This window comes from Brevibacillus sp. FW301-21C12A, assembly GCF_058788915.1.
In genome coordinates, this window is sequence record NZ_JBYTBG010000035.1 from 20,322 (window position 1) to 43,141 (window position 22,820).

The following is a 22,820-nucleotide window of genomic DNA, read 5'->3' on the forward strand; positions in this document are numbered from 1 at the left end:
ATCTCCTTCGTCTTCTCTGTATTAGCGGATGGTCAGCCACTCGGCAACCGGACCGAGAGCGAGCACGGGCAAAAACGTCAACGCCCCCACGATCACAACCGTTGCCAGCAACATCACCAGAAATACGCTGTTGTCCGTGCGCAAAGTGCCCATCGTCTCCGGCACAGGCGTTTTCGCGAGCAAGGAACCCGTTACCGCCAGCATCACGATTATGGAGACGTAGCGGCCAAACAGCATGACCAGGCCCGTAGAAACATTCCAGAACGGGGTATTGTCGCTAAGCCCCTCAAAGCCGGAGCCGTTGTTGGCTGCCGAAGAAGCAAACTCGTAAAGCACCTGGGACACGCCGTGGAAGCCGGGATTGGAGATGCCTGCTGTGCCCATGTCTGTCGCGAGCGCAACTGCCGTCGGCGCCAAAACAATCAACGGATGAACGAGAATCGCAATCGCGATCAGCTTCATCTCTTGGCCTTCGATTTTTCGCCCGAGAAATTCCGGTGTGCGGCCAACCATCAAGCCTGCGATAAACACAGCCAAAATCGCGTACATCAAGATGTTGACCGTCCCGACGCCATCTCCGCCGAACACGCAGTTCAGCATCATTTCCCCAAGCGGCACGAGGCCGCCCAGCGGGGTCAATGTATCGTGCATGTTGTTGACCGCCCCTGTCGTAGCTGCCGTCGTCACCGCTGTATACAGGGCGCTTTGCGCGATGCCGAAGCGCACTTCTTTTCCTTCCATGCTGCCCATCGCCTGCGACAAGCCAGCCCGCTCCAGCGCCGGGTTGCCGTTGGCCTCGCTTGTGTAGGCGAGCGTCAAAAATGCCAGAAACATCAGGCCCATTGCGCCGAAGATCATCCAGCCCTGCTTGCGGTTTTTCGCCAGGAAGCCAAACGTAAACGGCAAGGCCGCCGGAATCAGGAACATCGCGAGAATTTCCATCACGTTTGTCAACGGCGTCGGATTTTCAAACGGATGCGCGGAGTTGACCCCGAAGAACCCGCCGCCGTTCGTGCCCAGATGCTTGATCGCTACCAACGAAGCGACCGGGCCGCGCGCAATTTGCTGCTCGGCGCCGCTCAGTGTCGTCGCTGTCGCCGTCGGTTCCAGCGTCTGCGGCACGCCTTGCGCCACCAGGAGCAGCGTCACCACCACCGCCAGCGGAAGCAACAGCCGCGTATGCGCCCGCACCAGGTCCACGTAAAAGTTGCCGATGCTGCGCTGCCCGGTCAGCCCGCGCATGAACGCCATGACGACGGCAATCCCCGTGGCAGGAGTCGTAAACATCAGGTACATAATCACCGTCATCTGTGACAGGTAGGACAGACCGCTTTCCCCGCTGTAGTGCTGCAGATTGGTATTGGTCAAAAAGCTCACAGCCGTATTGAACGAAAGCAACGGGTCCATAGCCGCTACCCCGCCCGGATTGCCCGGCAGCACCCCTTGCAGCCGCAAAAGCACATAGGCAATGGCACCCATCGCGAGATTGCTGACCAAAACCGCTCCCGCGTACTGTTTCCAGGTCATGTCTGCGGCGCGAATCCCCGACAGCCTGTAAATCCCTTTTTCCACCCCGCCAAACAGACGGTCCAATCGAGTCTCTTCCAGCGAAAAGGCTCGCGCCAGATAGCGCCCCGTCGGAACAGCCAGTACGAGCAGCACCGCCAAAACGAGCGAGATTTGTATAAAGTCCACGGACAATTCCTCCTACTTCCTCTATGAAATGAATCGTTCGACCTTTTCGCCTAATACTTTTCCGGGTAGAGCAATGCGTGACCCAAATAGAGGGAGAGTCCAGCCACAATCAGCAGCAACACGATCATTTCCCCTTCCCTCCCTGCTCTCTCACCACGGCGTCACAAAACTGGATGAGTGCAAAAAACGCACTGAATGCAAGCCCCAAGAGCAATATCGAAACCAAGTCCATTCGAAGCCCCTCCTTTTTTCATCTGCTGCCTGTCGTTTCTTTCGCGCCATCCTCTTTTTCTGGCCCCTGCCTCCGCCTGCCCACGAACAAAATCGAACCGGATCGCCTCTTTCGCTCCCCCTTTTGGAACAAGCTTTCTCGCCTGAAAAAACCTGCCAATCGGGTAAAAAAATAGACCAATGCTTACCCATTCCCCGACACGCAGATCGTCACGACAGGCCGGCAGAGATGGACAGACGGGCAAACCCCGCCCGCATCCAGCGGCATGAAAATGAAAAACGATCGCTACTTCGGAGAAAAAGTACTCATTGGTCTACCTAACGCCCAGCCGACTTGATTTGCCTTCTTTGCGTTTTGTCTCCCGTTTCCTTTTTCAAAAAAACAGCGTATGCTTTTTTTGGGCAAAACGAAAAGACCTGCGGATTACGTTTCGAGCAAGTCCTTCTCGCCGTCCCGACGGACAACAAAAAAGGCCTCCTCAAACAGGCGGTCTTTTGACCTCCCTCGCTTTAGCCGACGAAGTTAGCTGACGGGTAGGATGGCGAAAGAGTCTCTCATCCCTTCCACGAAACCGTGGAATTAACCCCAGAAGATTGGGTCCTCCGTTCCCGAGTGCCTCGGGATTAGGCCAGATTTGCAATTGTTGGTTACGAGTCTCATTATACGTCTGGCATAATCGGTTGTTAATGTCTTGTTTTTCGCTTTTTGGCACGCTTTGCGCATTCTTTATCGATGTAAGCGCTTTAGCTGCATCAAGCCTCAGCCGCGCGCTATATTTCATCCGTTCTCTCCTATTTTCGCGAAAAATCATCCGGCTCGCTCTCCGCCTTGTCGATCCAAAGTTTTGCTTTGTTGACAGGCTTCCGTCCGTCTCAGTAAGATTAAGCTCAACGAAGCAATCTTGGGAGGAATCTCGTTTGGCCATCTCGATCAAAAAGAAGCTGGAGGCCGAAATCAGCGAAGCCTTTATCAAATTTCAACGCGACCTGATCGGACGGGGGCCGCAGGAGGCCAAGACATATATCGTCTCTGACATGGTGATCGCTCGCTTCAAAGGCGTCCTCACCGTCGAGGAAAAGCATCTGTCCAGCCACGAAAAAGGCAGGCGGATCGTCAAGGAAATGCGCGAGATTTTGCGCGAAATGTACAGCGAGGAATCGGAACAAATCGTCGAGAAGCTGACCGGGTGCAAAGTGCTGTCCAGCCACAGCGACATCAGCACGAAGATGGGCGAGCGGATCGAGGTTTACGTCCTGGATAAAGATTTGGAAAAACAGCTTGGCTCGTAACCGGATAAACAAGCAGAAGGCTTCGCCTGCGCGTGCAGTGCGAAGCCTCGCTTTTTTACAAGCACACCTCAACCTGCACCGGCTCGTCATACGCAAAACGCTCGCTGATATCGGTGACGACCTCCCATTCTTCCTCCCCGACGCGGATCGAATAAATCAGCTCGCGCCCCTGAAACTGAACGTGAACGACCTTCCCGACAATCCCGTCCGCGCCTGGCTGCCAGGCGGAGAGCTTGAGCTGGTCTGGGCGCACAGGCAATACTTGCTGGGCATAAAAAGCGGAGAAGTCGCGGGAAACGGTGATCGGCAGCGCTGGCGCCCCGTGCTTTTCCAGCAAAAACGTGCCCGGAGCGGCCCAGCTTCCTTTTAAAAAGTTGGCCCTGCCGACAAACTTGGCGACAAACGGCGACTCGGGCGCGTAGTAAATATCGTGCGGCGTGCCCGCCTGTTCGACTCTGCCGCTCTTCATCACGACGATCTGATCCGCCATTGCCAGCGCCTCTGACTGATCGTGCGTCACGTAAACAATCGACGTTCCCAGCTCGCGGTGGATGAACTGGATTTCTTTGCGCATCTGCATGCGCAGCTCTGCGTCGAGGCTACTCAGCGGCTCGTCCATCAGCAAAAGCGTCGGGTTAAACACGATGGCCCGCGCCAGGGCGACACGCTGCTTTTGCCCGCCGGAAAGCTGGCTCGGAAAGCGCTCCCCCATTCCCCCCAGCCCGACCATCTCCAGCATCTGCGCTACGCGCGCCTTCGGGTTTTGCCTGAACGCCTCCGGCACCTGCTGTTGATGCTGCAAAGGAAACGCCACGTTTTCGTACACCGTCAAATGCGGCCAGAGCGCGAACGACTGAAACACCATGCCGATCCGCCGCTCCTCTGGCGGCTTACGCTTGCTGGCATCGGCTACACACTCGTTGTTGATCCAGATTTCACCGCTCGTCGGCGATTCAAACCCGGCCAACAGCCGCAAGAGCGTCGTTTTGCCGCAGCCGCTCGGCCCGAGCAGGGCGACAAATTCGCCTTGGCCGATCTGTAAATCGAGCTGGTGCAGCGCCGTCACACCGCCGAATTTTTTCGATACCCCTACTACACGCGCACTGTTCATCGTTCGATCCTCCGTTGCCAGTATCGTTTCCACAGGCTGCCCCCTGCCAGCGCCAGCAGAATAGCCACTACAATCACGGTAGAGAGGGCCGTGCTGTAGGTAGTGGAGCCCGCCTGCTCAAAGCTGAAAATGACGACGCCGATCGTTTCCGAACCGGACGTCCACAAGAGCGACGATATCGTCAGTTCCGTAAAGGCGGTGAGAAAGACCAAAAACAAACCAGTCGCCATCCCCGGCGCATAGAGCGGCAGCAAAATTCGCCGCCACCTCGTCCAGAAACGCCCGCCGTTGATGCGCGCCGCTTCCTCCACTTCCTTGCCTACCTGCATGATCGAGACGGTGCTGCTTTTCACCTGCAGAATGAGAAAGCGCGTCACATAAGCGATCAGTATGAGCCAGACGGTTCCGTACACCCCTGGCTGCCAACCGGGAATCGGCTCGATCCAGGTCAAAATCATCGCCAGCCCCAGCACCATGCCCGGCAACGCATACGGCAGCGCCACGACGCCTTCCATCGCTTTGCCCGCCGCAGACGGTTTATGGATGCGCCAATAGGCGAACAGCGTACCGGTCACAACGCACAAGACACCTGCCATGCTGGCGAGCATCAGGCTGTTGCCGATCGCCCCCCGCGTGCCCGCGTGGTCGAACAGCACGAAGGCAAAATGCTTCCAGGTCAAATTTTCCGGGACAAACGGCAAGCCGTACGCTTTGACGAAGGCGTTTGCCGCCATGGACAACAGCGGCAGCACGCTCGTCACGAGCAAAAAGCCGCCGACGGCAATCTCCACTGCCAACCGATGTTTGCCCAGCGAACGCCGGATCGACTTGTCCTCGGCACTGGTCTGGTCGACGCGGCTTTTTCGCAGCAACCCCCACTGTAGCCCTGTCCCCGCAAGCGCGATTACGCCGAGCAGGACAGACAGGACAGCCGCCCGCGCAAAAGCGCTCGGCCCAAATCCGATGACTTCTTCGTAAATGAGCGTGCTGAGCACCGCGATGTTTTCCGGGATGCCCAAAAATGCCGGAATGCCGAAGTTGTCCAGCCCGGAGATAAAGGCCAAAAGCCCTCCCCCGGCGATGCCCGGCAAGGCGAGCGGCAGCGTCACCCGGGCAAATACCGTTCGCGCACTCGCGCCAGAGGAATGCGCCGCCCATTCCAGCTCCTTTGGAATCCGGTACAGCACGGACAGCGTCAGCATGTACACCAGCGGATAGTGAGTCAGCCCCATCACGACGACGATGCCGTCAAGCCCGTAGACGTTCCACAACTCGACTGGCCCTCCCGCAAGCCAGCTCGCTGCCCGGTTCAGCACGCCCTGCGGCCCTGCCAACTGCGTCCAGGCCAACGTCATCACGTAGGAGGGAATGAGCAGCGGCAACAGAGCGAGGGCGTGAATAGCGGCCTTCCCGCGTATGTCCGTATAGGCGCACAGCCAGGCCAGCGACACGCCCAGCCCAATGGAGATGAGCGTGGAGAGGCCAGCCGCCGTAATCGTATGTCCGACCGCCTCCCACGTCCGGGCATTGGCGAGCACTTCTGCAAAATACCGCAGCCCCAGCCCTGCTTCTGTTTGTACACTCAGCGCAATCAGCTTCCACAACGGATAGACAAAAAAGAAGGCGACCGGCACCAGCACGATCCACGTAGCCGCCTTGTCCAACGACAGGGAGGCGGCGAATTTGCGCCGCTCCCCCATCTGCCTCTCGCTCACCGCCGTCTGCCAGTTAGTTGCCACCCATCATCTCTCCAAATTTCTTTTTGTCCGCTTCTCTCGCTGCTTCCAGCTCGTCAATATTCGCAGAAAGCGCCTTGATCTGGTCTTGCGCGCGCAAGCCTTCCGGTGCCTCGACGCCTTTGCGGATCGGCGTGTAGCCAAGGCTGCTGGCGAGCTTTTGTCCTTCTTCCGAGAGGACGTAATCGACGAACGCTTTTGCCGCAGCCTCGTTTTTCGTCGCCTTCATGATGCCAATCGGCTCGGTGATGACAGGCACGCCCTCGTTCGGGTACACCAGTTCGACTGGCGAGCCTTCTTTTTTCGCGCGAGCCACAAGGTAATCGACGACCATGCCGTAGTCTTTTTCGCCGCCCGCTACGCTTTTGAGCACGGCGCCGTTCCCTTTTGTGACGGTCATCTGGTTTGTCTTCAGCCCGGCAATGTAGTCCCAGCCAAAATCGTTTTGCCGCGTCAGTACGCCTACGTTGTACGCCGCCGCTCCCGAGTAGAGCGGGCTTGGCATGATCGCTTTGCCTGCCGCCTCCGGGCTGGTCAGCACCTTCCAGCTATCCGGGAGCGTCTTGACTTTGCTGCTGTTGACCGCGAGCACAGTCGCCATCACTTTTGTTCCGGTGTACGCGCCGTCCGCGTCCTTCCACTCTGCCGGAATGTCCGCCGCCTCAGGCGATGCGTATGGCAGGAGCAAATCTTGTTTTTTCAGGCTGGCAAAGGTCGGCGCATCCGCGACCAATAGCACGTCCGCCTTGACTTGTCCCGCCTGTGCCTCCGCCTGCAAGCGGCTGATGACCTCCTCTGTCCCCGAGCGGAACAGCTCTACTTTTACGTCAGGATACTTTTTGGAAAAACCGTCGATCAAAGCAGCCGCGTCGGCATCCGGCTGGGACGTGTAAAAGCTCAGCGTCCCCGCTACTTTGGCCGAAGCAGGCTCCGCTGGCGCGGCCGTTGGAGCCGATTGCGGCGCTGGCTGCGACGGTGTCGACGAAGAAGGCTGGGAACCGCAAGCGGCAAGTCCGAAGACCGATGCGGCTGCGAACAAGGAAAGAGTCCATTTTTGCAACAGAACACGTTTCATTTTTCATTCCTCCTGATTCAAGTAGGCGTGCTTCGTTAAGAGCTTTGCTTCGCGGTTTGAAACCATTTTCCGATCTTGGCCTTCATGGCGGTGTTCGTCATGTTCAATTGCAGCGGTGTAATCGTGATAAATCCGTCACGCAGCTTGTAGTAATCCGATTCCTCGTCCTCGAAGTGCAACTCGCTCAAATGGTCGGACAGCCAGTAGCACAAGTAGCCTTGCGGGTCGTTCAACCCGACGTACTGGTAGCGCAGCACGTCCATCGCGAGCGGCGTGACGGCCACGCCTTTTACCATCTCCTTGGACAAATACGGCAAATTGATGTTCAGCACCGCTTCCGGGCTGAGCTTGTGCCGCAGCAGCGTCTCAAACACGTCGTAGGCAAGCGGCTCGACGATGGAAAAGTTCGGGCTTGGCTTGAGCGTGGCGAGCGACACGGCAATGGAAGGAATCTGATACATCGCTCCTTCAATCGCCGCCGAGATCGTGCCGGAGTAAAACACATCCCGTCCCAGGTTCGGGCCGCGGTTGATTCCGGATACGATCACGTCCGGCTTGTCCTTGAGAATCACCTCGACTGCCATTTTCACGCAGTCAGCCGGAGTGCCGTTGACCGCCCAGGCTTCGAGCGACGTATCGAAAAAGTTCACTTTGTTCGCTTTTACAGGGGATTTCAACGTGATCGCATGGCTGATCGCGCTGCGCTCCTGGTCCGGGCAGACGATGGAGACGTTGCCGAACGGCTGCAAGGCTTGCGCCAGGCACAGCACGCCGCTTGCAAAAATGCCATCGTCATTCGTTACAAGAATATTCAAAACAATACAGACCTCCTATCCAAATGAGACACAGTTTCCTTGCTGCAAATACAGCAGGTTTTGCTTGAGCTGGGACAAATTCCGCGCATCGTCGAAGCCTTCGACGACCAGAGGCTTGTCTGCGGCAAGCAGCAACGGCCAGATCGTTTCCAGATCAATTTCCCCTGTTCCGAGCGGCACGTGCAGCTTCGTCGCCGTCGCGTCGCTCACGTGAATTTTATCGACTCCCTCCAGTTCCCGGAAAAACTGCGGCAGGGAACAGGTCAGAGGTACGTGCGCAATGTCAAAGGTGGCTGCCGTCGGGTAATCGAGCGCGGCGCGCAGCCTGTTCAAGTCTTGCGGCGTCACGATCAGTTCCTTGGGCATCGGCTCGATATGCTCGATCGAGAGCACGCGGCCCTGTCTCATCGCCTCTTGCGCCAGCTCGTTCAGGCCCTCGACGAGAACGGCCTCGTGCCATTCCCGGTTTTTGTGCGTCAAGGTCACACGGCCCGGATGGATCGTGACGCTTTTCGCCCCGATCTCGCCCGCAAGCGCCAAAGAACGCTTGATTTCCTCGACAGACTGCTTGCGAATGCCGCTGTTCAGCGAGCACAGGTTCAAATCCCAGCTCGCCGCATGCAAGGTCAGCTTCATGCCCACACGCCTGGCTGCCTGCTGGATTTCTCGCGGGTGGCTTTGGTGGAACCAGACGTGCTCGGCCCAGACTTCCATCCCGGCAAAGCCGTATTGCCGGGCGATGAGGATCGCTGCCTCTACCGGGTACGCCCACATCAATGTTGATGAAACATACAGCATTTCCACCACTCCTTTACTTCAGCCGGGATGGGCACGCTGCCGACCGGATACGGGTTGCGCGACTGGTGCCCGTGAAAGTCGCTGCCTCCCGAGCAGATCAGGTGATTCGCTTTGGCCTGCCGCTCCCAAAATGCCGTCTGCGCCGCCGAATGTTTCGGATAATACACCTCGATGCCGTCGAGGCCATAGGCGAGCAGCGCCTCCAGCTTCACTTCAAAGGAGTAGATACCCGGATGAGCCAAGACCGCAATCCCGCCTACCTCGTGCGTAAGTTCGATCGCTTCGCGTGCGGAAAAAGAAGGCCGGGGCACGTACGCCGCGCACCCTTTGCGCAAATACGTCTCGAACGCAGCCTGCGGCGTGGGACTGTAGCCGCGCTCGGCGATTGCTTCTGCCACGTGCGTGCGCACCATCACGCCGCCTTTTGCCCGCGCTGCACATTCTTCCATGGTGATCGCCACGCCCAAGCGGTTACAGCGCTCGATCATCTCGGCGATCCACTCGATCCGCTCCCGCTGCCGCCTGTCCATGACGTGCAAAAGCCGCGGGTCGGCCATGTCGAAGCCGTAGCCCAAAATGTGCAGCTCGTCTTCCGGGCCGTCCGTATTCCACTCGATTCCCGGCAGGAGCGCCAGGCCGAGCCGTGCGGCGTCTTCGCGAGCCAGCAGATATCCATCGACGGTATCATGGTCTGTAATGGCTAGATGAGTCACGCCCCGCTGCTTGGCCCAGACGAGCAGGTCTGCGGGAGCGAGCTTCCCGTCAGAAGCGGTGGTGTGCATGTGCAAGTCCATCATCTGACCATTCCTCCTGTTCTTGTCCGACTTGTTTGCTTTCGTTTGATTTCATTGTAACTGCCGTTTTTGAAGGTCGTATAAAGCGGGCGACAAGGTTTGATAAAGGAGAGGCGCGTGTCTATGCGGGTTTTCAGTTGTTCGGTTGGCGGAATATTGAGGTTGTGTTAACGATTTACGAAGTCTTTACAAAAAGAAAAAGCCCCCGCCCGAACTCGTAGTCCAGGCAGAGGCTTAGCGTGCTGACAGCTATTAAACGACGTCGTATCCTTGCTCTTCGATAGCTTCCTTGATCGCTTCCAGCGTCAGAGTGCTTTCGTTATAAGAAACCTCGACTGTTTTGGCTGCGAGGTTGACTTTTCCCTCTGCGCCAAGCTCCTTCAACGTTTTTTCCACAGCGTTCACGCAATGGTTGCAAGACATGCCTTCTACGTTCAATGTGACGTTTTTCATTCTCAATCTCTCCTTTGGTTTTATGTGTATAGGGATGCGGACAATGCCGCTTGTTGCTGTTTTTTGGCTTACAGCTTCACTCGCTGCAGTCGCAGGGCGTTGAGCACGACGGAGACGGAACTGAAGGCCATTGCCGCTCCGGCGAGCCACGGGGCGAGGAAGCCCAGGGCGGCAAACGGAATGCCCAATGTGTTGTAGGCGAAAGCCCAGAACAAGTTTTGCTTGATGTTGCGAATGGTGCGCTTGCTCATTTCGATGGCGTCGGCGACACTGGTCAGCTCGCCGCGCATGAGCGTGATATCGGCCGCTTCCATCGCCACGTCCGTCCCGGTTCCGATTGCCATGCCGATGTCAGCGGTGGCAAGCGCCGGGGCGTCGTTGATTCCGTCGCCGACCATGGCGACCTTTTTGCCTTGGGCTTGCAGCTTTTTCACTTCGGCGGCCTTGCCTTCGGGCAGGACTTCGGCGATGACGCGCTCGATTCCTGCCTCGCGGGCGATCGCCTCCGCAGTTTGGCGGTTGTCGCCGGTCATCATGATGACCGTCAAGCCCATTGCTTTCAGCCGCGCGATCGCTTGCTTCGAGGTCGGCTTGATCGTATCGGCCACGGCGATCAACCCGGCCAGCTTGCCGTCCACGACAGCCAGCATCGCCGTTTTTCCCGCCTGCTCCAGCGAGAGCATGGCATCTGCCACCGACTGGTACGACACGTGATGCTGCTCGAGCAGACGGCGGGTGCCGACCAGCACGTCCTTGCCCTCAACTGTGGCCCGAATGCCAAAGCCGGGGATCGCTTCAAACGAGCTGGTTTCGGAGAGCGCCACGCCTTTTTCCGCGATGCCGCGAACGATCGCCTGGGCCAGCGGATGCTCGGAGTTTTTCTCCGCCGCCCCCACCAGTGCCAGCAATTCCTGTTCGGCAAAATCAACGGGGATTACATCTGTCAGCTCAGGCTCTCCTTTGGTGACGGTCCCCGTCTTGTCGAGGACGATCGTGTCCAGATGGTGCGCAGTTTCCAAATGCTCTCCGCCTTTGAACAGAATGCCTAGCTCGGCGGCGCGTCCGGAGCCAGCCATGATCGAGGTCGGGGTAGCCAGACCAAGTGCGCACGGGCAAGCGATCACCAGTACGGCAATCGCCTTTTCCAGCGCCTCGGCGAAGTTGCCGGGAATCACGGCGAAATACCAGATGAGAAAAGTAACAACAGCAATCCCGACGACGATGGGAACGAAAATCCCGGAAATGCTGTCAGCCAGCCGCTGAATCGGCGCCTTTGTTCCTTGCGCCTCTTCCACGACCTTGATGATTTGCGCAAGAGCCGTTTCTTTGCCGACTTTGGTCGCGGTGACCTTCAGGAAGCCGTTTTTGTTCAAGGTGGCCCCGATGACCGTATCGCCAGCCGCTTTGTCTACCGGGATGCTCTCTCCCGTCAGCATGGATTCATCCACCGCAGACTGGCCTTCCAGCACGATGCCGTCGACAGGCACTTTGTCGCCAGGCTTCACATACACGACGTCACCCGGCCGCACATCCTCGACGGAGATCGTCATTTCTACGCCATCGCGAATGACTACCGCCGTTTTGGCTTGCAGGCCCATCAGCTTGCGGATCGCTTCCGAGGAACGTCCCTTTGCCTTCGCCTCAAACAGTTTGCCCAACAGGATCAACGTAATCAGCACCGCGCTTGTTTCAAAATACAGCTCCAGCATGTGCGCGTGGGAACCGATGGAAGAAATCGCCACGTACAGGCTGTAAAAGTAGGCAGCCGAAGTGCCCAGCGCGACAAGCACATCCATGTTGGCGCTTTTGTTGCGCAGCGCTTTGTACGCCCCGACGTAAAACTGCGCCCCGATGATGAACTGCACAGGCGTCGCCAAAGCGAGCTGCACCCACGGATTCATCAAAAAGTCCGGCAGCCAGATGAACGAGGTGAAGGAAAAGTGACTGACCATCGACCAGAGCAGCGGCAGCGAAAAGATCAGTGAAATCCAGAACTTTTGCGTCTGCCGCCTGATCTCTGCCATCCGGCGATCGACCTGTTCCTCTTCTTTGCCTTCTTCCTTGCGGGCCGCCTGATACCCGAGCTTTTCCACCTGGCGAACCAGATCGCCCACGCCCACCTGCGCCGAATCGTATTCAATCGTGGCCGTTTCCATGGCGAGATTCACGTTCGCCTTCAGGACGCCGGGCATTTTATTCAAGCCTTTCTCGATGCGGGTCGAGCAGGCTGCACACGTCATGCCTGTGATGTTCAGCTCTACCTTGTCTGCGGCCACGCCGTAGCCAAGTGCTTCAATTTTCGAGCGAATATCGTCGAGGCTCGTTTTCGCCGGATCGAAGACGACCGTCGATTTTTCCAACGCCAGATTCACATTGGCTGTCTCGACGCCATCCAGCTTCTGCAAGCCTTTTTCAATACGAAGCGCGCAGGCCGCACACGTCATCCCGGAAATCGGAACTGTAGCTTCTGCCGTTTTGACACTCATACCAATTCCTCCACATACCCACACGGGGTATAATTTATCGTATTGTTTCCCTGAGGCTTATTTTTTATCACACCTTCACTATACAATACCCCCATAGGGTATATCAAGTAGTTTGGTACAAATTTTTCCCGCCCCTCGATTGTGCCCCGAAACCAACGCAAAAACCCCCGATGGATACCACCGGGGGCTTGTCTGTTCTTCGCTTATTTTCCTTCGTTCACTGCTTGCTGGTACGCTACTGCCACTTTCGCCGCTACCTCCGCATTGTGGCGCACCAGCGCGATGTTGGTCTGCAAGCTTTTGCCTGCGGTCAACTGCTTCACTTTGTCGAGCAAGAATGGCGTTACTTTTTTGCCCGCAATGTTGTTTTCCTTCGCTTCGTTGAGCGCTTGCAAGATCACGCCCTCGATTTGCTTGTGGTCAAGCGCATCCGCTTCCGGCACCGGGTTGGCGATAATCAGGCCGCCGTTCAGACCGAGGTTCCATTTGGTGTTCATCAGGGTCCCTACTTCTTCCGGCGTATCCAGGCGGAAGTCTACGCCAAATCCGCTTTCGCGGGCGAAGAAGGACGGGAACTCGGAAGTGCGGTAGCCGACTACCGGAACCCCTTGTGTCTCCAGGTATTCCAGTGTGCGGCCGATGTCGAGGATGGACTTCGCCCCCGCGCACACAACCGCGACATTCGTTTGCGCCAGCTCTGTCAGGTCTGCGGATACGTCCCAGGTGATTTCGCCTTCACGGTGTACCCCGCCGATGCCGCCAGTCGCGAACATGCGGATGCCCGCCAGGTCTGCTGCGATCATCGTAGCCGCTACAGTCGTCGCGCCGATTTTGCCGCTAGCCAAAATGTAAGGGAAGTCGCGGCGGCTCACTTTTTCTACCGACTTGTTGGTCGCGAACTCTTCCAGCTCGCTCTCGGTCAAGCCGATCTTGATTTTGCCGTTCATGATCCCGATGGTCGCAGGTACCGCACCGTTGTCGCGGATAATTTGCTCGACTTCTTTTGCCATCTCGATGTTTTGCGGATATGGCATGCCGTGGGAGATAATCGTCGTCTCCAGGGCAACGACCGGCAAATTGTTCTCCAGGGCGTGGCGTACTTCCTCTGTAAAGGTCAAGTATTGTTTCATCATTTATCGCTCCTTTTCGTATTGTTCAACGGTCAGTTGCAGTTGTTCCGGTTTTAATAAGGGAGAAACGGATTGCTCTGTTTGCAGGGTCAAGGCCGAGGCAGCCAGTCCGAGACGGCAAGCTGTCTGGAACGACTCTCCGTTTACGATTCCATACAGCAGGCCGGATGCAAACGCATCTCCCGCCCCTGTCACATCTACCACTTCAGTCGGATACGGCGCCATGTGCTCCGATACGTCCTCCGACTGATAGTAAATGCCCGCTTCGCCCATGGTCACGATGACGTGCTTGACGCCTCGCTCCCTGATTTTGCGGCACGCCTCTGCGCAATCCTCAATCGAGCGGATCGCCATGCCAGCCAGCAGCTCCGCTTCTTCCCGATTGGGCAGGATCGCTTCTACTCCGTCCAATTGCTGTGGGAGCTTTTTCGCTTTTGCAGAAGAGACCGGGTCAACGAAAAGTCGAATGTTCTCCTCCCGGCACCGGCCGATAATGTAGGCCAGGCAATTCCCCGGTATGTTCGTATCAATAAAAATCGCGTGGGCTGCGGCAAGGTGGGACCATTTCTCCGCGAACATTTCCGGCGTGAGCGCGTCGTAAATATCCATGTTGGCCAACGATACGACCATTTCTCCATCTATATCGAGCAGCGCGGTGTACGTCCCTGTGCGCTGCATCGGCAGACGCCACACCTGGCTGATGTCTACGCCGTGCTTTTTCGTCTCCTGCAAAATCCACTCGCCTTCCTTGTCCTCACCGACACTGGTGAAAAGTGACGTATTGCATCCGAGCCTGCCGAGATTCTCCGCAATGTTGCGCGCCACCCCGCCGCACGACTCCATGATCGTGACCGGATTGGAAGAGTGCAGCCGCACCGCTTGCTTGCCGCGCGCTTTCCGGTCGAGGTTCGCTCCGCCGATGCAGGCAATCATGCCTTCGTCGCGCAATATATACGCTCTGCCTTTGATCTCGCCACGCTTGGTCAACTGGGCAATGTACCCGGCAACAGCCGAACGCGAAATCCCGATCAAGTCAGCCAGCTCCTGCTGGGAGATGAACGGATTTTGCCGGATGTGGTGAAGGATCAACATGTCTTTTTCCACGGTCATCCTCCTTTCTTCTGATTAGCATTCACAGCTTCGTTCACAAACAAAAGTCTATCACAGAAACTTTTGTTTTGCAAAGGAATCATTTTCGCCATTTGACAAAGGCAAACGAGATCATGTAGGATTGTCTTAAATTCAAGATATTGAAATTTCGATGGAAAGGAGGGCTTTTTCATGGAGCGAAACAATGCCCTCGACCTGTTTGTCGTCTTGTCGCGATCGTATAACTGGGTGACCGCCCATTCCAATCGTCACATCCGCCAGCACGGTTTGAACCCGACAGAGTTCGGCGTCCTGGAAGTACTCTACCATAAAGGCCCGCAGCCTTTGCAGCAAATTGGCGAAAAGATCCTGATCTCCAGCGGAAATATCACGTACGTTGTGGACAAGCTAGAAAAGAAGCAACTGCTGATTCGCAAGCCCTGTTCGGCCGACCGCCGCGTCATTTACGCCGAGCTGACCGAGAAAGGACACGCCTTTTTGGCAGAGATTTTCCCTCCCCACCAGCAGGCGATTGAAAAAGCGGTCGCAGGACTCACTCCCGAAGAACAGCAGCAAGCCATCGGTTTGTTAAAAAAGTTGGGACGTGCTGCTCAGGATACGTATTAGACTGAGCAGCACCCAACAGGTGCAAAAAAAGTGTTGACAAAACGTTTAGCACATAATAATCTTGAAATCAAGATTTACGCATTTGAAGTTAGATGCTTACGAAAAGAAAGGAGAATAAATTTCTCATGAGTAAAGTACTTTTCATTAAAGCAAATGATCGCCCTGTTGAACAGGCTGTGAGTGTAAAGCTGTACGAGGCTTTCGTCCAATCGTATAAAGAAAACCATCCAAACGACGAAATCGCCGAGCTGGACCTGTTCGCAGAAAACCTTCCTTACTACGGAAACGATCTGCTCACGGCTATGTTCAAGGCAGGCCGCGGCATGGAGCTGACTGCCGAAGAGCAAAAAGGCGCAGAGCTGGTCAACAAATATTTGAACCAATTCGCTGACGCTGACAAAGTGATGATCGCGTTCCCAATGTGGAACTTCACCGTTCCGGCTGTGCTGCACACCTATGTGGACTACCTGTCTCAAGCAGGCAAAACATTCAAATACACCGCGGAAGGCCCTGTAGGACTGATGGGCGACAAAAAAGTGGCGCTGTTGAGCGCACGCGGCGGCGTTTACTCCGAAGGCCCAATGGCAGAAATCGAGCTGGCTAACCGCTACGTTCGCACGGTGCTTGGCTTCTGGGGAATCAGCAATATTACCGAAGTGATCGTAGAAGGTCACAACCAATTCCCTGACAAAGCAGAAGAAATCGTAGCAGCAGGCATAGAAAAAGCAGCAAAACTGGCGGAAACCTTCTAAGGCCCGCCAGCCTTTCTTGTCCAAATATCTCAAATTTAAAATACTATAATTTAAAACAATTAAGGAGAGATGAAAAAATGATGGATCTTGGTTTGCTGATTATTCGTTTGGTTGTTGGGTTGTCGTTCGCAGGTCACGGTGCGCAAAAGCTGTTTGGCTGGTTTGGCGGTTACGGTCTGAAAGGCACAGGCGGCTGGCTGGAGTCTATCGGGGTGAAGCCTGGTGTGACCATGGCGCTGCTTGCCGGATTGGCTGAACTCGTCGGCGGCTTGCTGTTCGCGGCAGGTGTCGGCACATGGGTTGGCGCTCTGCTCATCGTCTTCACAATGCTTGTTGCGATTGTGAAGGTTCACGGTCAAAATGGATATTGGGTAACGCAAAACGGCTATGAGTACAATCTGACCTTGATCGCGGTCGCTATCGGTGTCGCTTTGATCGGTCCAGGCGCATACGTTTTGTTTTAAGCAACCGCTCGTAAATCCGTACCCGTAAGCCAGCATTCCACCAAGGGAGGACACAACAGATGAAAATCCGCGTCTACACACAAAACGAACAAGCAAAAGGACATTTTGGCGACGGTGAAATCGTAGAAAACAAACCGATTGGCTTCCCTCATGAAGGCTCCGTTGTAAAACGGGTTGGACCGCTTTTTTACTGGGCGTGGGCAAAATCTCTCAAAACGTTCGAGATTCCCCTGCACCCGCATTCCGGCTTTGAAATTTTGTCTTACGTCCTGCAAGGTACAGTCGGCCACCGGGACACGCTGGGCAATTTGCAGCAGGTCACTACGGGCGGTGCGCAGATCATGCAAACAGGCTCAGGCGCTTACCATGCCGAAGAGCTGGGCAAGGATACCGAGATGTTCCAGATCTGGTTTGAGCCGCACCTCGCCAAAACGACCAAAAACCCGCCGACGTACAACCAGTACGACCACGAGCAGTTTCCGACCGAGACGGCGGATGGCGTACGGGTGAAAAACATCATCGGTCCCGCTGCCCCCATCTCGCTCGTGACCGATTCGCTCATGAAAGATATTGCGATTCCCGCAGGCAAAGCTTACTCGCTGCAACTTCCGGCCGGCTACGCCCACGCTGTCGTCGTCGTGGAAGGAAGCGGAAGCGTTGGCGGGCACAGTGAAGCGGGCGAGCCGCCGACCGTCGCACACAAAGGAGATTTTGTCGTAATCTCTGCGGAAGCAGAAACAGCAAGCGTCACTTACCAGGCGCAAGCAGATGCGCCGTTGCGGATCGTGCTCATTCAAGTTCCGCTGGAAGTAGACTACCCGCTCTACCGCAAGTAACCTTGTCTGAAAAACCGCCCTTATGCATGGATAAACCTTGGACCTTCACCTTGTCGTGACGGTCCTTTTCGCCTTTTCTGCCGCCTTCAAAAAATCTTCTCTTCCTCCATCATCATTTTTTGCTCAAACGGCGCCGTCAGCACGATCAGCGTATAGGAATAGCCTGCTGCTCCATGCGGTCGTCCTGCTTTTTTTGCCGATGTCGACAAAGCTGTTGGCAGGCTCAATCGTCGCCGTCATGCTCTGGGTAGCTGCCGTGCAAACGACCGTCCCTGCCCAGCAGTATTACTTGATCTCGTTGACCCCGCACTCTTCGCAAGTGGCGCTCAGCATCAATACATCCGTTTTTCAGCTCGGGCTGGCGCTGGGCGCGGGACTTGGCGGCGTCATCGTCAACCATGCGGCAATCTGGCACATAAGCTGGGTCGGCGGTCTGTTCGTGCTCGCGGGCTTCGGCTTTGCCCTGGCTTCGTTTGCCCAGCCAAAAGAGGCGCGAAAGGCGAAAAGCGCGTAAGCAAGGTCTGGCAACCGCAGACGCGAAAAAACAGAAATCACTTGCGTTACTCACAACACCCGCTAGAGCAGCAACTGCTCGCGTTCTGGCGGGCGCGCCCGCTTTTTTCAAAGCAAAACCCGCCCAGGCAGCAGCGCCCGAGCGGGTTTGTTTCTATGATACGGTTCGATACAACTTACACCAGCGCCGGCTTTTGCTCCAGCATGGTTCCTTCCTCGGCGTAGCGCACGTGCCAGGAAAATGCTTTTTCCAGTACGTGCGGAGTGTGCCCGCCGCGAGTGAGCGCTTCTTCGTAGTACGCTTTAAGCTGCTCACGGTACATTGGATGCGCGCAGTTTTCGATGATTTTCAAGGCGCGCTCGCGTGGTGCCAGCCCGCGCAAATCAGCCAGCCCTTGCTCGGTGACGATGATGTCGACGTCGTGCTCCGTATGATCGACATGGGAGGCAAACGGCACGATGCTGGAGATTTTTCCGCCTTTGGCGATCGACTTGGTTACGAAAATGCCCAGACGCGCATTGCGGGCAAAGTCGCCAGATCCGCCGATCCCGTTCATCATCTTGCTGCCCGAAACGTTCGTCGAGTTGACGTTGCCGTAGATGTCCACCTCAATCGCCGTATTGATGGCGATCAGCCCCAGGCGGCGAATGATTTCCGGATGGTTGGTGATCTCCTGCGGACGCAGCAGCAGCTTGTCGCGGTATTTGGCAAAATGTTCGGTGACGTACTGCATTTTGTCAGCCGTCAGCGTGATCGAACAACCGGAAGCAAACGAGATTTTCCCCGCGTCGATCAGGTCAAAGACCGCGTCCTGCAGTACTTCCGAGTAAACGGTCAGATCGGTGAACTCGGAGTCGAGAAAACCGTTGAACACGGCATTGGCGACAGACCCGATACCCGATTGCAGCGGCGCGAGATTTTCCGGCAGCCGTCCCGCCTTGACTTCCTCGCGCAAAAACGCGATCAGATGAGCGGCGATTTCAGCCGTCTCCGCGTCCGGCTCGACGATTGTCGACGGCGAATCCAACTGGTTCGTCAACACAATGCCTTTGATTTTTTCGGGATCGACCACAATGCCCGCTGTTCCTATCCGTTGGTCTACCGCCGTGAGCGGAATCGGCTCGCGCGCTCCCTGGCTCGCTGGCGTGTAAATATCGTGAATGCCCTCCAACTCAGCGGACTGGGCGAGATTCAATTCAATGATGACATGCTTCGCGTAATCGACGAAAATGTTCGAGTTGCCGACAGAAGTGGCGGGAATAATCATGCCGTCCTCTGTGATTGCAACCGCTTCCACAATCGCGTAATCAATCGCACTCATCGCTCCTTGGCGAATCAGCTCGGCGGTGTGGGACAAATGCTGGTCCACGAACATCATGCTGCCGTCGTTAATTTTTTTGCGCATGACCGGATCGGCTTGAAAAGGCAGCCGCTTGTTGACAATGCCCGCCTCCGCCATGACAGCGTCCACGTCTGATCCGAGCGAAGCTCCTGTATATACATTCACGCCAAAAGGCTTGTTGTCTTGTTTGACTCGCTCTGCCAATGCGAGCGGTACAACCTTGGCATCCCCTGCACGAGTGAAACCACTTAACCCGATTGTCATGCCATCCTCGATCCAACTCGCTGCTTCCTCAGCCGTCACGATTTTATCTGCCAATCTTTTATCGCGTAAGCGCTCCCACATCATTGTGACCCCCTATGCCATCTTTTCTTGTTCATACACTAGCACAAGAATTCTGAGCGGGCACTCGATTTTCAACAAAGCAGAATATTTGAGCAGCGAGTTAGCAAAAAAGACAGCGAACCATTCTCACTGGCAAGGGGCCTGCAAAAGCTAGAAGCCGAGCAGTTGCCGGAACGTGCTGGCATACGTCTGGCTCACGGGAACTCTCGTCTTCTGCTTGTCCTTCATCTCCAGCATGAAAGTCGAATGGAAATGCGGATGGATAAAGCCGATGGACTCCAGATTGACAAAATAAGAGCGATGGCAACGCGCGAACCGCTCAGGCGGAAGCATGTATTCCAGCTCGGACATGCTGTATTTGTTCGGGTACGACCCGCTTGCCGAATGCAGCAGCGTCTTGCCCTCGTGCGAGCTGATGTAAACAATCTCGTGCAGCGGAATCGGCAGCCAGCCATCTTCCCCTTTTCCAATCAAAAACGACAGCCTTGGCTGCGGATTAGCCAACGGAACGCTTTGCAAAGGATAGATGGCGGTAATACAGCCCATGACCTCTCCACCGCGGAACAGCGGCAGCGACAAACCGTAGTACGGCACGCCAAAAATGCGGCTCTCCACCTGATGTCCGACTTTTCCTCTCTCCATCAGCGCCTTGTGCGTGGCAGAGCCAATCGGGACCTGGTCGCCCGGGGAGATTTTCAGATCAATGTTTGAGCTTGGCTGATAATACAAGTATTGGGTGCCGTCCGAGATCGCAATCGACACTTCTTCCGGCACAGCTTGGCCAATCATCTGCAGCATTTCTGGAACAATCTTGTTCTCCATGCTGAATCCTCCTGCTCCTCTTCACTCTTTTTCTTTTTTCTCTTTCTTCTATTAAACCACACTTCCCTCCCGGCAGATCAATCCTTGTCTTTCCTGCTCAGACAAGGGAATCCATCCGTTGCGGGACAGCCGTTGTGCTATCATGGTATCAACAGTTTTTTGCGAAAACTTGGCAGCGCCAAGCCATTGGCGAAAGCTTTAGTCTGTACAAAAAAAGGCGGTGCACCATGGACCACACCATTGTCTTGATTGCAAAAGGAACCGACACGCTCGCTTTTCTGCTCAAGGAGCTGCGGGCGTATTTTGAGCCTTATTGCAAGGTCATCGGCTTTGCCAGCCACGAACAAATCCCTGACCTCTCCGGGGTGTCCCACGTCTTCATTACGACCAGGGCGCCTGAGTTGTACACGATCGCCCGTCAGGCCGTCCCCGAAACGGTCCCGATTACCGTGCTGAACCGTTTTTTTGAACTGCGCAAAATAAAGGCGCTGATGCAAATCCCGCCCGGAACGACCGTGCCTGTCATGAACAACTCGCCGGTCACAGCCCAGGAGGTCATCCAAAACTTGCTGGAAGTCAAGATTGACCACCTGAATTACGTCCCTTTTCACCCAGGCAGTACGTTCGAGGAGCGCTTTCGGTATGCGATCATCATGAGCATTCCCGATGTGCCGCTGCCCCCTCACGTGGAAGTCATCGACCTCGGCTTTCGCAAAATCAGCATTCACGATCTGATTGATACCGGGCGCAAGGTGGGCGTCCCGATTGAATGGGAGCGGCAATACCTCTCCGCCTTCATCGTGGAAATGTCCGAGCTGGCCAAAATGCTCGGCACTTCCTACGCCGAAGTGCAAAAGCTCAACAGCCAGCTTCAATCCACCTTTCAGGCGGTGAAGGATCCGGTCATCGCCTGTAATGAGGACGGTCTAATCACGTTCATTAACGATGTCGCCGTCGAGCTGTTCTGTCCGCACGAATCGGTCGTTATCGGCAAGCCTTATACGATCCTCAAGGAACACGGCCTGCTCGCCCCCTTTTTTGAACAGGAGGGGCAGGAGGATGCGCTCATCGCCATCGACCAGCGGCAATTCATCGTCAGCAGCCACAGCATTCGCCGCAGCCATGAGCATCTCGGCTTCGTCTGTACGCTGAAAGACGTGACGGAAATCCAGCGCCTGCGCACCCAGCTCGCCCTGCGCGGCCACACCGCTACCTACTCGTTTGCTGATATAAAAGGCAGCAGCCAGCCGCTCCTGCACGCCATCGAGCTTAGCAAAAAGATGGCGAAAAACAACCAGACGATCCTGCTCACGGGTGAAAACGGGACGGGCAAAGAGCTGTTCGCCCACGCGATCCACCAGCATTCACTGCGCAAAAACGGCCCGTTTGTCGCGATCAACTGCGCCTCCCTGCCGGAAAACTTGCTGGAGAGCGAGCTGTTCGGCTACGAGGACGGAGCCTTCACAGGCGCGCGCAAAGGAGGCAAGCCCGGACTGTTCGAGCAGGCGGATGGCGGCACGATTTTTCTCGACGAGATTGGCGATATCTCCCCCGCGATCCAGGTCAAGCTGCTGCGCGTCCTGCAGGAAAAGCAAGTGATCCGCGTCGGCGGCACAGGGATTTTGTCCGTAGACTGCCGGGTGATCGCTGCCACCAACCGCAATCTGGAGGATGCCGTCCGGGATGGCGCTTTTCGCGAAGACTTGTTTTACCGGCTGGCCGTCCTGCCCATCGAAATCCCGGCGCTGCGCGAGCGAACGAGCGACATTCCGCTGCTGATTGACGATCACTTGAAGCAGCAAGGGATTCGCAAAAGCTGGTCGCCGGAAGTCATGGAGCTGTTGCTCGCCCACGACTGGCGAGGCAACATTCGCGAGCTGAAAAACGTCGTGGACTACGCCATTACGGTAAGCGAGCATCCTGTCATCGGCATTGCCGACCTGCCCAAGCGTTTGACCGAGCGGATATTTCAAAAGCAATCCGCAGCGGCGGCCGTGCCTCTCGAGGATGAGCGGAATCTGGATATTTTGCTCGGACTGTATCAATATTACCTCGCCAACAAACCAGTGGGGCGCTACCAACTGGCGCACACCCCCGTCCTGCAGGCGAACGGCTGGACGGAAAGCGCGCTACGCAACCGCTTGAAACAGCTTGAGCAGCTTGGACTGGTGCGCTCAGGCACAACCCGTCAAGGAACCTCGATCACCCGTGACGGCATCGAAATGTTGAGGAAATATGGAAAAATATAGTGCAAGGCAAATGAATATTAGGTTGTATTAGGACGAATAAATCCTAATAAACATTCCTAAAGAGTGCGTTTTCGTTTGGACGCTGCCACCCTCCGTCCAATGAAAACGCCTTTTTTCGCGAAATTTCGACAGTTGGCACGCCACTTGCTTATAGAAAAGGCAAAAA

General features: G+C 55.9%; 21 protein-coding genes and 1 riboswitch. Of the genes, 7 read left to right on the plus strand and 14 right to left on the minus strand.

What is annotated here, in order from left to right; genetic code table 11:
- Window positions 1-21 precede the first annotated feature (21 nt).
- On the minus strand, window positions 22-1,695 hold the full coding sequence (gene kdpA, locus AC3WQH_RS18995) for a potassium-transporting ATPase subunit KdpA (protein WP_492332206.1): 1,674 nt from the start codon (window positions 1,693-1,695) through the stop codon (window positions 22-24).
- Between the two features lie 50 nt (window positions 1,696-1,745).
- Window positions 1,746-1,802, minus strand: a complete 57-nt coding sequence (locus AC3WQH_RS19000; RefSeq protein ID WP_353505650.1) for a potassium-transporting ATPase subunit F — start codon at window positions 1,800-1,802, stop codon at window positions 1,746-1,748.
- A gap of 621 nt (window positions 1,803-2,423) precedes the next feature.
- Window positions 2,424-2,567: riboswitch (cyclic di-AMP (ydaO/yuaA leader) on the minus strand.
- Window positions 2,568-2,844: 277 nt separating this feature from the next.
- On the opposite strand from AC3WQH_RS19000, the gene AC3WQH_RS19005 reads away from it, so the two are divergent.
- Entirely contained in the window at window positions 2,845-3,216 is a 372-nt protein-coding gene (locus tag AC3WQH_RS19005; RefSeq protein WP_005832223.1) for a Na-translocating system protein MpsC family protein, read from the plus strand.
- A gap of 55 nt (window positions 3,217-3,271) precedes the next feature.
- Here the strand turns inward: AC3WQH_RS19005 and AC3WQH_RS19010 are convergent, their stop codons facing one another.
- The 10 genes from AC3WQH_RS19010 to AC3WQH_RS19055 all read right to left on the minus strand — a co-directional run bounded on the left by AC3WQH_RS19010 (window position 3,272) and on the right by AC3WQH_RS19055 (window position 14,718).
- On the minus strand, window positions 3,272-4,327 hold the full coding sequence (locus AC3WQH_RS19010) for an ABC transporter ATP-binding protein (RefSeq protein WP_221843339.1): 1,056 nt from the start codon (window positions 4,325-4,327) through the stop codon (window positions 3,272-3,274).
- Window positions 4,324-6,066, minus strand: coding sequence for an ABC transporter permease (locus AC3WQH_RS19015; RefSeq protein ID WP_338136495.1), 1,743 nt, complete (start codon window positions 6,064-6,066; stop codon window positions 4,324-4,326). Before AC3WQH_RS19015 ends, AC3WQH_RS19010 begins: the two co-directional genes overlap by 4 nt.
- A complete protein-coding gene (locus AC3WQH_RS19020; RefSeq protein ID WP_327953442.1) occupies window positions 6,056-7,138 on the minus strand; it encodes an ABC transporter substrate-binding protein in 1,083 nt (360 codons plus the stop codon). Before AC3WQH_RS19020 ends, AC3WQH_RS19015 begins: the two co-directional genes overlap by 11 nt.
- 35 nt (window positions 7,139-7,173) lie before the next feature.
- Window positions 7,174-7,953, minus strand: a complete 780-nt coding sequence (gene surE / locus AC3WQH_RS19025) for a 5'/3'-nucleotidase SurE (protein WP_005832217.1) — start codon at window positions 7,951-7,953, stop codon at window positions 7,174-7,176.
- Between the two features lie 15 nt (window positions 7,954-7,968).
- On the minus strand, window positions 7,969-8,751 hold the full coding sequence (locus tag AC3WQH_RS19030; RefSeq protein WP_005832216.1) for a sugar phosphate isomerase/epimerase family protein: 783 nt from the start codon (window positions 8,749-8,751) through the stop codon (window positions 7,969-7,971).
- Window positions 8,727-9,548, minus strand: coding sequence for a PHP domain-containing protein (locus AC3WQH_RS19035; RefSeq protein WP_005832214.1), 822 nt, complete (start codon window positions 9,546-9,548; stop codon window positions 8,727-8,729). The genes AC3WQH_RS19030 and AC3WQH_RS19035 overlap by 25 nt, the downstream gene beginning before the upstream one ends.
- A 249-nt stretch (window positions 9,549-9,797) precedes the next feature.
- The gene (locus AC3WQH_RS19040) at window positions 9,798-9,998 is read right to left on the minus strand and encodes a copper ion binding protein (RefSeq protein WP_005832212.1); all 201 of its coding nucleotides are present in this window, start codon (window positions 9,996-9,998) and stop codon (window positions 9,798-9,800) included.
- Window positions 9,999-10,066: 68 nt separating this feature from the next.
- Window positions 10,067-12,484, minus strand: coding sequence for a heavy metal translocating P-type ATPase (locus tag AC3WQH_RS19045; RefSeq protein WP_005832210.1), 2,418 nt, complete (start codon window positions 12,482-12,484; stop codon window positions 10,067-10,069).
- Between the two features lie 203 nt (window positions 12,485-12,687).
- Window positions 12,688-13,614, minus strand: coding sequence for a pseudouridine-5'-phosphate glycosidase (locus tag AC3WQH_RS19050; RefSeq protein WP_005832208.1), 927 nt, complete (start codon window positions 13,612-13,614; stop codon window positions 12,688-12,690).
- A 3-nt stretch (window positions 13,615-13,617) separates the two neighbouring features.
- The gene (locus AC3WQH_RS19055; RefSeq protein ID WP_026558312.1) at window positions 13,618-14,718 is read right to left on the minus strand and encodes a carbohydrate kinase; all 1,101 of its coding nucleotides are present in this window, start codon (window positions 14,716-14,718) and stop codon (window positions 13,618-13,620) included.
- 177 nt (window positions 14,719-14,895) lie between these two features.
- Between AC3WQH_RS19055 and AC3WQH_RS19060 the strand changes: the two genes are divergently transcribed.
- From AC3WQH_RS19060 to AC3WQH_RS19080, 5 genes are all read left to right on the plus strand, one after another.
- Window positions 14,896-15,330 (plus strand): MarR family winged helix-turn-helix transcriptional regulator, encoded by a 435-nt coding sequence (locus AC3WQH_RS19060; protein WP_005832205.1) that lies wholly within the window; start codon window positions 14,896-14,898, stop codon window positions 15,328-15,330.
- A 125-nt stretch (window positions 15,331-15,455) separates the two neighbouring features.
- Complete coding sequence (locus AC3WQH_RS19065; protein WP_005832203.1) at window positions 15,456-16,082, plus strand: FMN-dependent NADH-azoreductase; 627 nt, start codon at window positions 15,456-15,458, stop codon at window positions 16,080-16,082.
- A 77-nt stretch (window positions 16,083-16,159) separates the two neighbouring features.
- A complete protein-coding gene (locus tag AC3WQH_RS19070; protein WP_005832202.1) occupies window positions 16,160-16,546 on the plus strand; it encodes a DoxX family protein in 387 nt (128 codons plus the stop codon).
- Window positions 16,547-16,605: 59 nt separating this feature from the next.
- Window positions 16,606-17,382, plus strand: a complete 777-nt coding sequence (locus tag AC3WQH_RS19075) for a pirin family protein (protein WP_005832200.1) — start codon at window positions 16,606-16,608, stop codon at window positions 17,380-17,382.
- Between the two features lie 199 nt (window positions 17,383-17,581).
- A complete protein-coding gene (locus AC3WQH_RS19080) occupies window positions 17,582-17,896 on the plus strand; it encodes an MFS transporter (RefSeq protein WP_286086041.1) in 315 nt (104 codons plus the stop codon).
- Between the two features lie 175 nt (window positions 17,897-18,071).
- Here the strand turns inward: AC3WQH_RS19080 and scpC are convergent, their stop codons facing one another.
- Both scpC and AC3WQH_RS19090 read right to left on the minus strand, forming a co-directional pair.
- Complete coding sequence (gene scpC, locus AC3WQH_RS19085; RefSeq protein WP_005832198.1) at window positions 18,072-19,583, minus strand: succinyl-CoA:acetate CoA-transferase ScpC; 1,512 nt, start codon at window positions 19,581-19,583, stop codon at window positions 18,072-18,074.
- Between the two features lie 150 nt (window positions 19,584-19,733).
- A complete protein-coding gene (locus AC3WQH_RS19090) occupies window positions 19,734-20,405 on the minus strand; it encodes a LytTR family DNA-binding domain-containing protein (protein WP_005832196.1) in 672 nt (223 codons plus the stop codon).
- Window positions 20,406-20,632: 227 nt separating this feature from the next.
- On the opposite strand from AC3WQH_RS19090, the gene AC3WQH_RS19095 reads away from it, so the two are divergent.
- Window positions 20,633-22,654, plus strand: coding sequence for a sigma-54 interaction domain-containing protein (locus AC3WQH_RS19095; RefSeq protein ID WP_005832195.1), 2,022 nt, complete (start codon window positions 20,633-20,635; stop codon window positions 22,652-22,654).
- Window positions 22,655-22,820 lie beyond the last annotated feature (166 nt).